The 16,743-nt window shown below is 34.5% G+C and carries 14 protein-coding genes; 2 read left to right on the top strand and 12 right to left on the bottom strand.

Annotated features, from left to right (window positions below):
* Positions 1 to 35: 35 nt before the first annotated feature.
* Together pfkA and dnaE are read right to left on the bottom strand one after the other, a co-directional pair.
* Complete coding sequence (gene pfkA, locus CBF36_RS03690) at positions 36 to 998, bottom strand: 6-phosphofructokinase (RefSeq protein WP_125956733.1); 963 nt, start codon at positions 996 to 998, stop codon at positions 36 to 38.
* Between the two features lie 176 nt (positions 999 to 1,174).
* Positions 1,175 to 4,495, bottom strand: coding sequence for a DNA polymerase III subunit alpha (gene dnaE, locus CBF36_RS03685; RefSeq protein ID WP_125956731.1), 3,321 nt, complete (start codon positions 4,493 to 4,495; stop codon positions 1,175 to 1,177).
* A 132-nt stretch (positions 4,496 to 4,627) separates the two neighbouring features.
* Here dnaE and CBF36_RS03680 point away from each other — a divergent pair, with 132 nt between their 5' ends.
* Entirely contained in the window at positions 4,628 to 4,819 is a 192-nt protein-coding gene (locus tag CBF36_RS03680) for a YjzD family protein (protein ID WP_125956730.1), read from the top strand.
* A gap of 194 nt (positions 4,820 to 5,013) precedes the next feature.
* Here the strand turns inward: CBF36_RS03680 and CBF36_RS03675 are convergent, their stop codons facing one another.
* Both CBF36_RS03675 and CBF36_RS03670 read right to left on the bottom strand, forming a co-directional pair.
* Positions 5,014 to 5,982, bottom strand: a complete 969-nt coding sequence (locus CBF36_RS03675) for an asparaginase (protein WP_125956728.1) — start codon at positions 5,980 to 5,982, stop codon at positions 5,014 to 5,016.
* A gap of 78 nt (positions 5,983 to 6,060) precedes the next feature.
* Complete coding sequence (locus tag CBF36_RS03670) at positions 6,061 to 7,224, bottom strand: MFS transporter (RefSeq protein WP_125956726.1); 1,164 nt, start codon at positions 7,222 to 7,224, stop codon at positions 6,061 to 6,063.
* A 190-nt stretch (positions 7,225 to 7,414) separates the two neighbouring features.
* Here CBF36_RS03670 and CBF36_RS03665 point away from each other — a divergent pair, with 190 nt between their 5' ends.
* A complete protein-coding gene (locus tag CBF36_RS03665; RefSeq protein ID WP_125956724.1) occupies positions 7,415 to 8,629 on the top strand; it encodes an FtsW/RodA/SpoVE family cell cycle protein in 1,215 nt (404 codons plus the stop codon).
* Positions 8,630 to 8,650: 21 nt separating this feature from the next.
* Here the strand turns inward: CBF36_RS03665 and CBF36_RS03660 are convergent, their stop codons facing one another.
* The 8 genes from CBF36_RS03660 to ftsE form a co-directional block, all read right to left on the bottom strand.
* Positions 8,651 to 10,096, bottom strand: coding sequence for an amidase family protein (locus tag CBF36_RS03660; RefSeq protein ID WP_125956722.1), 1,446 nt, complete (start codon positions 10,094 to 10,096; stop codon positions 8,651 to 8,653).
* Positions 10,097 to 10,262: 166 nt separating this feature from the next.
* A complete protein-coding gene (ffh, locus tag CBF36_RS03655; protein ID WP_125956721.1) occupies positions 10,263 to 11,696 on the bottom strand; it encodes a signal recognition particle protein in 1,434 nt (477 codons plus the stop codon).
* 12 nt (positions 11,697 to 11,708) lie between these two features.
* Complete coding sequence (locus CBF36_RS03650; RefSeq protein ID WP_125956719.1) at positions 11,709 to 12,050, bottom strand: putative DNA-binding protein; 342 nt, start codon at positions 12,048 to 12,050, stop codon at positions 11,709 to 11,711.
* 153 nt (positions 12,051 to 12,203) lie between these two features.
* The gene (gene whiA / locus CBF36_RS03645; RefSeq protein ID WP_125956717.1) at positions 12,204 to 13,136 is read right to left on the bottom strand and encodes a DNA-binding protein WhiA; all 933 of its coding nucleotides are present in this window, start codon (positions 13,134 to 13,136) and stop codon (positions 12,204 to 12,206) included.
* 18 nt (positions 13,137 to 13,154) lie between these two features.
* A complete protein-coding gene (locus tag CBF36_RS03640) occupies positions 13,155 to 14,147 on the bottom strand; it encodes a gluconeogenesis factor YvcK family protein (protein ID WP_125956716.1) in 993 nt (330 codons plus the stop codon).
* Positions 14,144 to 15,040 (bottom strand): RNase adapter RapZ, encoded by an 897-nt coding sequence (gene rapZ / locus CBF36_RS03635; protein ID WP_125956714.1) that lies wholly within the window; start codon positions 15,038 to 15,040, stop codon positions 14,144 to 14,146. The genes CBF36_RS03640 and rapZ overlap by 4 nt, the downstream gene beginning before the upstream one ends.
* Before the next feature lie 117 nt (positions 15,041 to 15,157).
* Positions 15,158 to 16,045, bottom strand: a complete 888-nt coding sequence (ftsX, locus tag CBF36_RS03630) for a permease-like cell division protein FtsX (protein WP_125956791.1) — start codon at positions 16,043 to 16,045, stop codon at positions 15,158 to 15,160.
* Positions 16,038 to 16,724: a cell division ATP-binding protein FtsE gene (gene ftsE, locus CBF36_RS03625; protein WP_125956712.1), complete on the bottom strand. Its 687-nt coding sequence runs from the start codon at positions 16,722 to 16,724 to the stop codon at positions 16,038 to 16,040. Before ftsE ends, ftsX begins: the two co-directional genes overlap by 8 nt.
* Between the last annotated feature and the right edge of the window lie 19 nt (positions 16,725 to 16,743).

Here is a 16,743-nt window from a genome sequence, read left to right as displayed (position 1 = left end):
AAAAAACGCTCCTTAGTATTTTTTATTTATATATATTAGAATGAGATTTGATGATTTAAATCATACAAACTCAAATCTGGCTGATGTTTCTTTTCTTCTAATGTTGCAACAATATCATTTGCCACAACTTCATTATTTAATGAACCAATACATAGTCCACCTTGACCATCTTTAAGTAAATCAACAGCAAAGCTTCCGAATTTACTTGCTAACACACGGTCACGTGCTGATGGAGAACCACCACGAACAACGTGTCCTAATACTGAAACACGTGCATGGAAATCACCATACTCAGCTAATTGATCAGCAAATTTATGACCTGACATAACGCCTTCAGCTAAAACAATTAAACAATGTTTTTTGCCACGGTCACGGCCTTCACGAATTTTTTTAGCTACTTGTGCCATATCAAAATCATGTTCTGGAATGATAATATCATCTGCTCCACCGGCAACTCCTGCCCATAAAGCGATATCTCCAGCGTCGCGTCCCATTACTTCAATAATAAATGTACGAACATGTGATGTTGCAGTGTCACGGATTTTATCCATCGCATCTAATACAGTATTAATCGCTGTATCAAATCCAATAGTGTAATCTGTCATTGGAATATCGTTGTCAATTGTTCCTGGAATACCAACAGCTGGGAATCCACGTTTTGTTAATGCTAAAGCTCCATGATAACTTCCGTCACCACCGATAACAACTAAACCTTCGATACCGAATTTATTTAATTGCTCAATCCCTTTAAGTTGACCTTCTTCTGTTGCAAACTCTGGATAACGTGCTGAATATAACACAGTTCCTCCACGTTGGATGATATCCCCTACATCTGGAACATCTAACTTACGAATATCACCAGCGACTAAACCAGCAAATCCATAGTTTATACCATAAACTTCCATACCTTCATGAATGGCTTTACGTGTTACCGCGCGAATAGCCGCATTCATACCCGGTGCATCTCCACCACTCGTCAAAATACCGATGCGTTTCATAGTCATAACCACCTTTACTAAGTTGTACTTACTTTTGTATTTTTTATTATGTAAAAAATACTTAAATCCAAAGACTATTCTACCATTATTTTCTTGAAATGTCTTTGCCTATCCTATAAAAATTGAAAAAAAATTGAAAATACATTTTTTCTTCTAATGTTTTTTTAAGAAACAGATTACTTGAATATGATCATTCCTTCACCTAATAAAGAACTAACTTCTTTTATTAAACTTGGTGTTTTCTCTACCCAGTAGGATTGATTTAACAAGGTATTTTGACCTTTATGACGAAATACTAGAATAACAGGATTTTCACCATGGTGCGATAATAACGTACTTTGTAAATCCGCTAACAATTGATTTTTGTCATTTTCAGCTGTTATATTTATGAAACATTTCATAATATCTTTCATATCCTTAGCTAACTCAACTGTATTGGCTATGATTTGCATTTCTTGATTGTACTTACTTTTCTCCACTTTACCACGAACAACATAGACCTCATGTTCACTAAGGATAGATTGTACACTTCGATAAACAGTTGGAAATAACGTAACAGATAGTTTTCCAGTTTGATCGGTTCCTTCTATAAATGCCATGGATTCACCTTTTTTTGTACGTATCTTTTTAATATTAGATGAATAAAGTAATACTGTCACTTCTTGATTTGCCACCAAATCTTTGGCTTTTACAATAGGAAGATTAACCAATTTACTTGTATAAAAATCAACCGGATGAGCAGACACATAGGTTCCTAAATAGTCAACTTCTTGTTCTAATTTTTCTTCAATTGTAAAGTCTTCACACGTTTCTTTCTTCAAGGTTAACATATCTAATAAATCTACGCTACCACCACTATATTCAATATTTTGTATCATACTATCTAAGTCGATAATTAATTGTTTTCGATTTTGATGTAATCTGTCAAATGCACCTATATAAATTAATGGTAAAATATTCGCTTTCTTTAACCATTTTCCACTTAAACGAATTAAAAAATTTTCTAGTGATTTAAATGGTCCTCCTTCTTTTCGAACCATCAACATATGTTGAATGAAATCTTTACGAATTCCTTTGACTGAAGAAAATCCATAAATAATGGATCCTTTATAAAAAGTAAAACTATACTCACTTTTATTAATGTCAGGTGGGATAATGGTCAAACCTGCTTCTTTTGCTTCTACGATGTATGCATTCATTTTTGCAGGATTATTTTTCACCGAATGCAAGATTGCTTGAAAAAAAGCAGTCGGATAATGGACTTTTAGATAAGCCATTTGATAAGCAATCACTGAATAGACTACTGCATGAGACCGATTAAACCCATAATTAGCAAAACGTTCAATGTAATCATATACTTGCATCGCAACTTCTTTTGTATAGCCTTGACCCAATGCCCCACTGACAAAATGCTCGCGCTCGGTATCAAGTACTTCTTTGCTCTTTTTACTAATCGCTCGGCGTAGAATGTCTGCTTCTCCCAAACTAAATCCTGCCATCTTTGAAGCAACTTGCATAACCTGCTCTTGGTAAACAATCACACCATATGTATAGCCTAATATGTCTTTCAAGCTATCATGTGGGTAATGAATTGCTTCAATACCTTTTTTTCTCTTAACAAACGTATCAATGTTTTCCATTGGTCCAGGACGATAGAGGGCATTCACTGAAGCAATATCTTCAATAGATGTCGGACCTAATTTACGTAGTACATTCTTAATTCCTTTTGATTCAAATTGAAACACGCCAACGGTATTTCCTTGTCTAAATAGATCCAACGTTTTGTCATCATCTAAAGGAATATCTTCTAAAGAAAAGTGCTTGCCTGTCTGGTATTCGATAGATGACAAGGCGTTTCCAATAATGGATAAATTTCTCAATCCTAGAAAATCCATTTTTAATAAACCAATTTCTTCTACTTCTCCCATAGCAAATTGCGTTAAAGGAATTCCATTATTCCCTTCTTGTAATGGAATTAAGTTTGTCAAATCTTGATCACTAATCACAACACCAGCAGCATGAGTTGATACGTGTCTAGGTAGACCCTCAATTCTTTTTGCTGTATCAAATAACAATTTATTCTTATAGGAATGTCCCACTAACTCGCGTAACGTCTTTGATTTATCATACGCTTCACTTAAGGTAATTTTTAAATCTTTTGGAATGGCATTTGCCCATTTATTCGCTTCGTTTTGCGACAAACCAAAGACTCGACTAACATCTCTGACAGCCATTTTCGCTGCTAAGGTACCAAACGTTGCAATTTGTGCAACACGATTTTCACCGTATTTATGGTTAACATATTGAAGTAATTCTTCCCGTCTGTTATCAGGTATATCCATATCAATATCAGGCATGGTGTAACGTTCTTTGTTTAAAAATCGTTCAAACAGTAACTGATACTGAATCGGATCAACATTTGTTATTTGTAATACGTAAGACACAAGAGATCCTGCAGCAGAACCACGGCAGGCAGTCACGATATGATGATCTCTAGCGTATTTCATCACATCCCACACGATTAAAAAATAATCATCGTAGCCCATCTCATGAATGACGTCTAACTCCATATCCAAACGTGCTTGATACGTTTCATTCACTTGACCATTTAAGCGAAATGATAACCCCTCTTGACATAATCTACGCAGATAGGTATCAGCCTTTTCATTATCTGGAACTGGAAAACTTGGCAATAATTTTTGTTGTAGTGGGATTTGTAAATCAATGGATGACACAATCGTTTCAATATTTGACAAAGCCTCATCTAAATTTTTTTCATGATACCATTTAGTAAAATCTGCTGCTTGAGGTAAATAATAATCACCAGATAATTGTTCAAAATCAAGCGTTATCAGCTCTCCACTGTCAATGTGTTCTAACACTGTAACAGAGAAATCATCACTAGGATTTAAATACCGAACATCTTGTAAGGCAACTGGCGGCAGGTTATATTTTTTATAATAATAACCCCAAAAATCTAGTTCTTCCTCTTTCGCTCGCGAAACATTTATACCACCATAAACATCACAGTGCTTTAATATGTCTAGTAATTCTATTGTTCTTTTCTCCATTTGCTCACTGCTTGTCGCTCGTTGCAATTGATATAACTCATTCTTTTGCCAAGGTAGGATGGCAATCAAGTCATTTAAATCATGAGATACATCCCCTAACGAAAAAGATTCTTGCCTTTCAGTCATTGATTTTTTTGTTGCAAGTTTCATTAGATGATGATATCCAGACAAATTTTTGGCTAGAAGTAAGATCTCTGCTTCAATTTGTTCTGTTGTTCTATAAGTTAACGTCATTCCAATAATAGGTTTGATGTGTTGTTTTAAACATTCTTGATAAAATATGACGACACCATGAAGGGTATCAATATCTGTTATTGCTAAACTTGTGTAACCACGATTTTTAGCTTCATGAACAAGCTCTTCAATACGATTAGTACTTGATAATAATGAATACTCTGATCTAACTTGTAACTGTCCCAAACTCATGAAACCCCTCCATTAATCTTCTCTTTTTAGTATACCATAATAATCCTTTCTCTCTTCATAAACTACTCTATGAATCCTTTACTTTTAAAGTAAAGATTGGTAAACTAATTCTTGAAAAGAGGTGCATTAAACATGGGAAGAATTGTTGTTTTTATCTGGGCAATTTTATTAGGACAAGTGGTTAGTTATATTGGTGGAGCACTTCACGGAGTCACTGATTATAACTTCACTGGAACTGTGATTGTATCTTTAATTGCTTGTGCTATTGTCATGCTTATTGGTGAAGCAGCAGCACCAAGTGACAATAAAAAAGCGAAAAAATAAAAACATGTCAAAAAGTTTTTGCAATACCCTCATATCGTTAGAATAAACATCTAGCGATATGAGGGTATTTTTTTATAGTAACACAATAAACAACTGTATAAAAAAAGAGTAGATTTCTCTACTCAAAAACGTATTAGAAACACTGTTAAAAAAGATAAATAGCTAACAATGAATAAACCAGTATTTGTTAGTTATTAAATCTCTGTCATATAGTGTCTAAAAGAAGTTGAATCTAAGTTTGCATTTAAAGCCACTAATAAACGCAATCGTGCTTTAGGTCCGGTAATGCCTCTAACAAACATCACACCCATACTTTTTAACTCTACCCCACCACCTACGTAGCTATATATATCCTCTGCTATACCATTCGCACATCTTGAAACAAGTGCTACAGGAATATTTTTTTGCAGGACTTTTTCCAAACTAGGTAACACAGCAGGTGGTAAATTTCCTGCACCAAGAGCTTCTATGACAATCCCATCAACATTTCTTTCTGTTAATAAATCAAACAATGTTCCATCCATACCTGCATAAGCTTTGATAATAGGAATGGTTCCTTCCACTGTTGTAATTGGGTAAACTTCTTCTTCGATAACATCCTTTAAAAAAATAGGTTTGTTTTTGGATAAAATGCCAATTGGACCAAACGTTGGGGCACGGAAGGTATCGACACTTGTTGTATGGGTTTTTGTAACAAATCGCGCCTCATGTATTTCATCATTCATGACAACCAACACACCTTTATCGCGAGCTGATTCATGAGCAGCTGTAATAATTGCTTGTCTAAAGTTATACAATCCATCTGATCCTATTTCATTACTACTTCTCATCGCTCCTGTTAACACCATGGCTAAATTATTTTTTAATGTCAATTCTAAAAAATAGGCTGTTTCTTCTAACGTATCTGTACCATGAGTTATCACAACACCCACAAAATTTTCTGCTTGCGCTTTTACGATACGCTCTTTTAATAATAACATCTCTTTAGGAGTAATGTGTGGCGAGGGTAGATTAAACACCTCTTCAACCACTAATTCTATGTCTTTTGGTAATGGTAAAAACTTATCGCCTAGTGGATGTTTATTGGATAAGCTAACCCCTACACCATCTTCTTGTGTCATAGAAATCGTTCCGCCTGTGTGTAAAACGAGTACTCTTTTCATCTCTTCACCTCATCATTTTCTAAAACCATTATAGACTTATTTTTATCATAAAACGCTAAGGCGAATAAATTCTCATTTTTAATTCATGAATTTCTCAATCTTATGATGATTTGTTCGAATCACTAATAATACCATTAGATAAAATACCACAAAACATAGAAAAGGGAATTTTAAATCTGTTGTATGAAATAATCCATTTAATAGACTCATAATAACCGGAGATAACAAGACACCTAGATTACAACCAATAAAAATAACCGATGTTGACTGATTAATATCTACGCCTTTAGCAATTTGTTCGATATGGTTAAAAATATAAGGTAATATCCATGCCACTGGAACACTTGATATAAATAACCCAATAAGTAGTAAACTAAAAGAATAATCAGATAAATAAACAAATAAGTTAAATAGAATATTAATACCTAATGCCACATAGATGACTTTAAAACGAAATAATCGAATGACTTTTTCAAAAAGAAATCCTGCAATAATGCCCAAAACTGGCATAATAGATAAAAACAGACTAGTATTAATCGTTTCTCCTTTTAACTCAATCGCTAATGACGGAAATCTAACAGCCACTGCAATTGAATTCATCACCAAACTTGAAGCAAAAATAGCAGTCAAAACAAGTGGCTTGCTTAATGAAAAGGGAGCTTTTTTTCTATCTGTCTGTGTCGCAACTTCTGGAACATAGCGGTAGAAAAATAACGCGATGGGTAAACTTAAGAAATAGATGAGATAGGCATTGGTCCAATTTGGGGTAATAAGTAATCCTGCAACAAACGTTAAAACCATTTGACCAAGCCCTTCGACCGCGTTTCTAATCCCCAACAATTCAGAACGTTTTCTTCCACTATATAATCCATTTATAAAACTGACAGATAACGCATTATACATACCAAATCCTGCACCTAATAACAACCTACCAATAAATATCATCAGATAACTATTTGGGGTAAACTTTGGTAATACTCCCCCAAAACAAACGAGCAATAATCCAATAACCACTGTTTTTTTCATTCCTATTTTTTTAGAGATACTGGAAGATAATAATATAAAGATTATCACCGTAATACTTGGAACGGTACTAAGTAACTCTGCTTTGATTTGCGTTAATTCCAGCGATTTTTTTATAAATGGTAACGTGCCATTTATCGACACCCCACTTGTCAAAATAAATGAAATCGATAAAATGGCAATCGCTGTGAAAGAATTCATTTCAACCTTTTTTTTCATGACACACTCTCCTTAGCTATCAACTCCATTATAATACCATTAATCTAATAGTTCAGATAGGGATACTTTAAGCTCTTCCTATTCCTTATAAAATTATTATTTTTTGTTAAATCATCTTTTTTTAGCGTTATTTTTTGTTATACTAGTCTAGTATGTATAAAAATGTATTCGTAATAAAGGGGATTACTCCATGAGAAAAAAATTACAATTTATTGATTTTAAAATTTTGATTCCATATATTGTACTAAATATCATTGGTATCATCATGATTTTTAGCGCTAGCTCTTATAAACTCAACCAACAAGGAAAAAGTATTTTTTCTATTGCAACCAAACAAGGTATCTTTTTTGTTATTTCGTTAATCTTGATTGCCATTATTTATAAAACAAAGTTAACCGTTTATCAAACTGGTGTCTTTCAAAAAATCATGCTTGGTATCACATACATTTTACTCGTTGCGACCAGTGTTTTAGGTCTTGGAAAAACAATAAGTGGGGCACAGAGATGGATTTCTATTGGGAGCTTTAGTTTTCAACCGTCAGAGTTTGTTATGATTTCAACCATTCTCTACTGTGCGTTTATTTTTTCAAGGCGACAAGAAACCATTAATCAAGACTTTTTCAAGTCGGTCATGGTGCCAACTGCCATTATTGGTGGGATGATTTTATTAGTGTTAATCCAACCAAACGTTGGTGGAGCAGCGATTATTTTCTTCTTATTTGCTGTATTGGTTCTCTCAAGTGGGATTCCAGCTGGATACACTTTTCTCAGTTTTGGTGGACTTGTCGTGTTTATTGGGCTAGTCTGGCAAATTGTCATGTTTAACGGTGGAATGCTGATACCTGAACGTTTTTCTCATGTGTATAAACGTTTTTCTGTAATGAGTAACCCATTTGAAGATAAGTTAAACAATGGGTTTCAATTAGTTAACTCGTATTTTGCGATTTATAATGGTGGCTGGTTTGGAAAAGGCTTAGGGAAAAGCATTCAGAAAAAAGGCTTTTTACCAGTTGCTGAAACGGACTTCATTTTCTCTATCACCATGGAAGAACTTGGGTTAATTGCCAGTATTATCATTTTGATGATTCTTTTCTATCTAATTTTAAGAATTTTATCAATTGGGATTCGTTCAACTAATGCCTTTAACTCTTTGGCTTGTATTGGAATTAGCACAGCAATTTTACTTCAACTGTTTGTCAACCTTGGTGGTATTTTAAGTATTATGCCAATGACTGGTGTCCCGTTTCCTTTCATGAGTTATGGTGGGTCTAACTTAATGACCTTGTCCATATTGGTTGGGATTGCTCTGAATATTAGTGCCGATGAAAAACGGCATCAATTATATGAAGGTTCTTCTTTAGAAATAAAACCTTACAAAAAAATCAACATGACTAATGAGATTTAGCTATCTCTTAGTCATGTTTTTTTACTGATGATAGTACGTTGGTAAAATAAATTGTTGATGAGATTCAAATAATTTTGCCACATCAAGAAGAAGGGTGTCATTTCCTTTGGCTGCCATAAATTGCACCCCTATTGGTAGTCCATTTTCTGCCACATAGATTGGTAAATTAATCGCAGGTTGACCTGTTAAATTAGCTAACTGAGTGTAAGGTGTTATATGTAAGCTTTTTTCAAACATTGCATAAACTAGCTCTGCTAATTCTTTTTTAGTCAATTCATGTGCCATCCTCATTGATTGGCGAATTTGATTGCTTTGCAAATCCTCCATTATTTTCGGAGCTGTTGTGGTAGCTGATGGTGATAAAAACAAATCATACTCCTCAAATAATTCTTCCATAACTTGAGTGGCTTTATCCCATGCATAAAAACTTTGAACATAGTCTGAAGCTGATAATGTTTCACCATATTGATACAACGTCCACGTCATCAGCTCCATATCATTGATCGATAGATCTCGCTTCAAATGCGCTTTAAACGAATCCATCATAGCAGATGTTTCTCCACCATTCATTGTATAATAGCTTCGAATTAATTCGTCTCCATTAATCGGGTAGGGAATTTCAACAACATCGTGTCCTTCGCTCACTAAAAACTTAATAGCTTTCTCCACTGCTTGTTTTGCTGCATGTGAGACATTGTTTCCAACTGGCGAGTCATTGCAAACAGCTATTTTCAATGTTTTTTTCTGTTGATAAAAAGTCTGTGGGATTAAAAATGGTGAGATTTGTTGTGTCGGTTTTAATATATCTAACATCGCTCTTGCATCTCTTACTGAAACACCCAACACAAAATTAACAGAAGCGCCTTGCCAAGCTCGCCACTCATCAGGCCCTGTCACAATATTTCCTCGACTTGGTTTTAATCCCAATAATCCAGAAAAACTCGCTGGAATTCTAATAGAGCCACCACCGTCACTTGCTCCAGCTAATGGGACAATACCTGAAGCGATCGCTGAAGCAGCACCACCACTACTACCCCCTGCATGATAATCTTCATTCCACGCATTTTTTGTTGCGCCATAGAGTAAAGGATCCGTCACATTTTTAAATCCAAATTCAGGTGCATTGGTTTTACCAAACGGAATAAATCCAGCTGCTTCTATTTGTTTCACGTAATTATCAGTTAATAATGATTGATTACCCGTCATCAATTTCGCTCCAGCAGTATTAATCCAACCTTTTTTTTGTTGACCAATATTTTTTAATGGAAAAGGCACCCCATAAAATGGACTTTCTTGATTAGAAGTTTTTAAAGACTGTAATAGTTGGTGATAGCTTTCTTCATCAAATCCAACAAAACAGTTTAATTCACTGTGTTTGATAACCTTACTATATGTTTCATTTAACAATTCTTCCACTGATATGTGTTTTTGTTTAATCTCATTTGCCCAAAAAGTGGCATCTTTCATCCGTCAACACTCCTTTTATTTAATAAGATACATAAAGTCTAACTAGTTGGTGTCGATTTTACTATAAAATAAGATTAAATTATGTTAATTAAACGATTTAAGTGATAACAATAACTTAAAAAACACAACATTGTTTTTATAAAAAAAGAAGGCTCATGGCCTCCTTCTATTTTTTCTTTTTCTTCTTATTTTTATTTTTCATTTTCTTTTTGTTTTTCTTAATCATTTTGTTCATGGCCATTTTACCAAGCTTACCTTGAACACCGCCACCCATCATATTTTCTAATCCAGCTGGCATATTTCCTTTAGTCATTTGTTGCATCATTTTACGTGATTCGTTAAATTGTTTAATCATACGGTTAACTTCAACGACTGAATTACCCGAACCTGCTGCAATACGTCTTCTACGGCTAGGATTTAATAATTCTGGGTTTTCACGTTCTTCTGGCGTCATTGAGAAAACAATGGCTTTTTTACGTGCCACATCTTTTGGATCAACTTGTAATTGATCTAGTCCTGGGACATTGTTCATCCCTGGAATCATTTTAATCAAATCTTCCAATGGACCCATTCCCATTACTTGGTCTAATTGTTCAATAAAATCATTAAAGTCAAAATTATTTTCACGCATTTTTTGCGCTAATTCTTCTGCTTTTTCTTCATCGTATTCTTTTTGAGCTTTCTCAATTAAGGTTAACATATCCCCCATACCTAAAATACGACTAGACATTCTATCTGGGTGGAATACTTCGATATCAGTTAATTTTTCACCGGTACCAATGAATTTGATTGGTTTACCAGTAATCGCACGAATTGATAGTGCCGCACCACCACGAGTGTCCCCATCAAGTTTTGTTAACACAACCCCTGTTACGTCTAATTGTTCATCAAAACTTTGAGCTACCGTCACCGCATCTTGACCAGTCATCGCATCAACAGTTAGTAAAATATCATTAGGTTGAGCAAAGTCTTTAATACGTTTCAACTCATCCATTAGGTTTTCATCAATATGCAAACGACCTGCCGTATCAATAAATACATAGTCATTTTTATTTTCTTTAGCTTGTTCTAACCCTTGGCGAACAATTTCAACTGGATCAACATCTGTTCCCATATCAAAAACTGGGATATCTAGTTGTTGGCCAATGACTTTTAATTGATCGACCGCAGCAGGACGATACACGTCAGCTGCAATCAGTAAAGGTCTAGCATTTTCATTTTGTTTTAAAAAGTTTGAAATCTTTCCTGTGAACGTTGTTTTACCAGCACCTTGTAGACCAACCATCATCACAATAGTTGGAATTTTTGGTGATTTATTTAATCCAACAGCTTCAGAACCTAATACTTTCGTTAATTCTTCATCTACTACTTTAACAATTTGTTGGGTTGGATTTAAAGACTCAAGAATTTCAACTCCGACTGCACGTTCGCCTACACTTTTGACAAAGCCACGAACAACTTGTAAGTTAACATCGGCTTCAAGTAACGCAAGACGAATCTCGCGCATCATGTCTTTTACGTCTTCTTCTTTTACCGTCCCTTTTTTCTTTAATTTACTCATCGCTACCTGTAAGCGATCTGTTAAACTTTCAAAAGCCATATTTTTAAACTCCTACTCTTCTTCTATTTCTTGAATTTTATCTAGTAACTCATTAATCATATCTGTTTCTGGGTATGATGCTTTTAATAATGATTTGATTTCATCAATCATCTCTTGACGTACCACATAATTAGAATACAAATGTAATTTCTTTTCATAGGTTTCTAGTAATTTTTCTGTGCGTTTAATATTATCATACACTGCTTGACGACTCACATCATATTCTTCAGCTATTTCACCTAAAGAAAAATCATCTGCATAATAAAGTTCAATATAATTCATTTGTTTTTCCGTTAAAAGAGTTGAATAAAATTCAAACAAAGCATTCATTCGATTGGTTTTTTCAATTTCCATGTTTTCCCTCCTTTAACTTGACTATCTTAGTACAATCACTTTCACATTATACCATATTTATATCAAGATATTGAGAAGAAAAAAACATAAAAAACCCTTATCCGCTAAACAAACAACACTTTTTAACAGATAAGGTCACTGGTCAATCCTCTTTTACTTTGTTTGAACTAAATTATTAGCAAATTCATTGATTTTTCGGATGCGATGATTAATACCTGATTTGGTTATTGGACCAGACGGAATCATCTCCCCTAGCTCTTTTAAACTAATTTCTGGGTTTTCCAAACGTATTTCTGCGACTTCTCTTAATTTTTCGGGTAATTGTTCTAAACCGACCGTTTCTTTGATTAATCGAATGTTCTCAATTTGACGTTTTGCAGCATCTGCGGTTTTATTCATATTGGCATTTTCACAATTCATTAGTCGGTTAACCGAATTTCGTAAATCTCGCACAATTCGAACATCTTCAAATTTTAACATAGCGTTTGTCGCCCCAACTAACACTAAAAAATCGGCAATTTCTTCTGCACCTTTTAGATAAGTAATAAAACCTGTACGTCTTTCAACCACTCGTCCATTTAAACCATAAAATTTCAGCATCTCACATAAATCAATGCATTGTTCTTCATACATCGAATAAATTTCTAAGTGATAACGACTTGTCTCAGGATTATTAACTGAGCCACCTGCTAAAAATGCCCCTCGTAAATAAGAACGCATTTTTTGTTCATTCCCCATAATACTATCTGAAACATGCGTGTTAAACATCACGCCATCCATAATTTCTAAATCATTTAAGATTTCTTTTGTTCCTTGTTTCAAACGAACGATATAAACATTATTTTTTTTTAATTTCATTTTTCGTCGCACTAACAACTCACTATTTACTTCATAGTGATCTTTTAACAATGTATATATTCGTCTAGCTATTGCAGCATTTTCCGTTTGAACATTTAATACAAATTGTCTATTAGCTAACGTTACAGAACCATTCATTCGAATTAAAGCTGCCAATTCAGCCTTTGCATGTTCTTTATGAACTTCCAAAGTAGTCAGTTCTTTTTTAACATCCGATGCAAAAGACACACTAAGCACCCCATTCTTTTAATATTTTGCTCCAAAAACCAAACGGAATAGTTCTTCCACTACTTTTGTGCGATCATGGAAAACTCCTCCATCTTTTAACTCTAAAAAGTCAGTCGATATCACACGACACCCTTCATCACGCAACCCTTGAAAATCATGCTTAACTTGTAATAAATACTCATCATAGATGGTTGGATCAATGTAGTTATCAGGTATCGGCTCTGTATTCACCAATACGGTATCAATAAATTGTTTACCTAAATGATGATGTAATACACGGACATGATCCGCATCAGAAAAATGTTCTGTCTCGCCTTTTTGCGTCATAATATTACAAATATACACTACTTCTGCCTCTGATTTACATACAGCTTCACCTAAATCTTTAATCATCAAATTAGGTAAAATACTAGTAAACAAACTACCTGGTCCAAGAACGATCATATTTGCATCACGAATACTTGAAATAACTTTTCTAGCAGGTTTAACAGGCGTGCCATCTGCTGTATTGGTCACATAGACATAATCAATTTTCTTTCGTTCTTTTGCGATGGTGCTTTCTCCTGTTGCATCTGTTCCATCAGAAAATTTAGCGTGCAATGTCATGGATTGCTCGCTTGCTGGGTAAATATGTCCATCTACATGCATAAATTTACTTAACAATTGTATCGCTTCATAAGTACTATTTTTCATCTCAGACATCGCCGCAATGATTAAATTTCCAATGGTGTGATTAGCTAAAAAATTATCTTCTTTTTTAAAACGGTATTGAAAAATATCTTCATACATCTGTGGCATATCAGATAATGCTACTAAGACGTTTCTCAAATCACCTGGAGGACTCATATTAATGCTTTGACGAAGAAGCCCACTACTTCCACCATCATCAGCTACTGTTACAATCGCTGTAATATCAGCACTTTGATCTCTAAGCCCATGTAAGATGACGGGCAAACCAGTCCCGCCACCAATCACTACAATTTTAGGCTTTCTTATACGATACGTTTTCATGAACGATTAACTGATTCCTTACGTTTCATCATATCTCTGTGGGTAATATTGGTTTTATAGTCTGCAGAGATTTTCTTACCTAATCTCTCAGTTAAAGCCACCGAACGATGTTGTCCTCCAGTACAACCAATCGCGATCGTTAAACTCATTTTTCCTTCTTTTATATAACCTGGTAAAATATCCAAAATTAATTCTTCATATTTTTGATAGAAAGACTCTGTCATCTGAGAATTCATCACATAATCATACACCGGTTTATCTTTACCGGTTAATGGACGCAGCTCATCCACATAATGAGGATTAGGCAAAAACCTGACATCCATTACAATATCTGCATCAATTGGCAAGCCATACTTAAATCCAAATGAAACCATCTCAACACGAAACGTATTTGTATCGTGTTTCTTGAAGTTTTTCATAATCTGTTCTCTTAATTCTCTAGGAGCTAGTTCTGTTGTATCAATCACTAACTGTGCTTCTCCTTTTAATTCTTCAAGTAAAGCTCTTTCTTTCTTGATTCCCTCTGTGACTAGTCCATCCATTGCAAGTGGATGCGCTCGTCTTGTTTCTTTATAACGAGACACTAATTCTTGATCTGAGGCATCTAAAAACATCACGGTTGTATCCACTAATTTTGTATTTTCTATTTCAATTAACATACTTTGAATTTCTTCAAAAAATGCGCGTGATCGTAAGTCAATAACTAACGCAATTTTAGTGATTTTACCTGACTCTTTAATTAATTCCCAAAATTTAGGGATTAGTGTCGGTGGCAAATTATCAATACAAAAATAGCCCATGTCTTCAAAACTTTGTACTGCAACCGTCTTACCAGCACCACTCATTCCAGTAATGACAACTAATTGCAAACTATCAATCTGGTTTTCAGTCATTTACATCACTCCTTCTTCATATTCTCTGTTCTCAATTATAACATACCTGGTGTATCATCTGTGAAAGAAAAGTATAAAAAAAGAAATAAGACAATTGTCCTATTTCTTTCCTATAAATTATATTTTTAAGAATCGTCTCATAGACATCACTGAACCCATAGATCCGATGACAACACCAACAACAACCAACAATGTATTTAATTGCCACATTAAACTACTTGGTGCAATCAAATCATATGAGGCATTAGCAATCATACTTTTCGTAAAAATCACATACACTCTTGGATAAGCAAAGGTTACAAGTAGTACGGGAATGATTGATCCTAAAAGACCAATAAACGCTCCTTCTAAGAAGAATGGTCCTTTAATAAAGCTATTTTTTGCTCCTACAAGACGCATAATTTGAATTTCGCGTTTTCTCGAAATAATGGTAATACGGATGGTGTTAGAAATTAAGAATACCGCCACACCTAGTAAGAAGATAGCTGCAATCGTTCCCCATAATCTCACATCTTTAGAAATCTTAAATAACTTATCAGAATTTCGTCCACCGTAATCGGCCTTTTGTACACTTGGTAAAGCAGATGCCGCTTTTTGAATATCTGGAATATCCTCTGCATTAGCCGCTGTTAAAACATACACGTCATACAATGGATTCTCATCTTCACCGAAAAGTTTCCATGTATCGCCTAATTTATCTACTAATTTTTTATATTCATTTTGTTTACTAGAGAAAGTAACATCTTTTACTCCATCAATATCTTTTAGCTTTTCACCTAGTTCTTTTACTTCACTCTCAGGTGTCCCAATATCAATAAATACTGAAACATCTACATTGTCTTTGATGTCATCTGCAATTTTTGCAACGTTTAAAATAACACCTAGAAAAATTCCAACAAGTGTTAACGTTACAGTTACAGCACTGACTGACGCTAACGTCATCCAACCATTTCGTTTTAGATTCTTTAATGCACTACCTATGTGTCTAAAAAAATTACTAATCATCGTAGCCATAATCCCCCTCATCTTGGTCTCTTGTAATACGACCATTTTCAATAGCTAAGACGCGATGACGAATTCTATTTACAATTGTACTATTATGTGTTGCCATAACAACAGTTGTTCCTTGATTATTAATTCGCTCTAGTAGCTCCATAATTTCCCATGAGTTCTCAGGATCTAAATTACCTGTTGGCTCATCGGCAATCAGTACTTTAGGTGTATTAACAATCGCACGTGCAATCGCCACACGTTGTTGTTCCCCACCAGATAGTTCATCTGGAAAAACGCGAACCTTATGTTTTAAACCAACTAAATCAAGTACTTCTAAAACACGACGTTTTACTTCACGCGGTTTTTTTCCGATTACCTGCATAGCGTAAGCAACGTTTTCGTACACTGTTTTTTGCGGTAATAATTTATAATCCTGAAACACAATCCCAATTTCACGACGTAAATAAGGGACGTTACGATTTTTAATTGTCAATAAATCATATCCACAAACATTTAATGTTCCTTTTGTTGCAATTTCTTCACGATACATTAATTTGATGAAAGTTGATTTACCTGCCCCACTTGGACCAACGACATAAACAAACTCACCTTGATTGATTGTTATGGATAAGTTACGAATCGCTGTTGTCCCATTGGAGTATTTCTTTGTTACTTTTTTCATCTCTATCATAAGTTTATCTCTCCAACTT

Origin of the sequence: Vagococcus bubulae (genome assembly GCF_003950315.1) — a bacterium.
Taxonomy (GTDB): domain Bacteria; phylum Bacillota; class Bacilli; order Lactobacillales; family Vagococcaceae; genus Vagococcus; species Vagococcus bubulae.
Note: the sequence above shows the minus strand (reverse complement) of the source record. Positions and strands in the feature narration are given on the sequence as shown.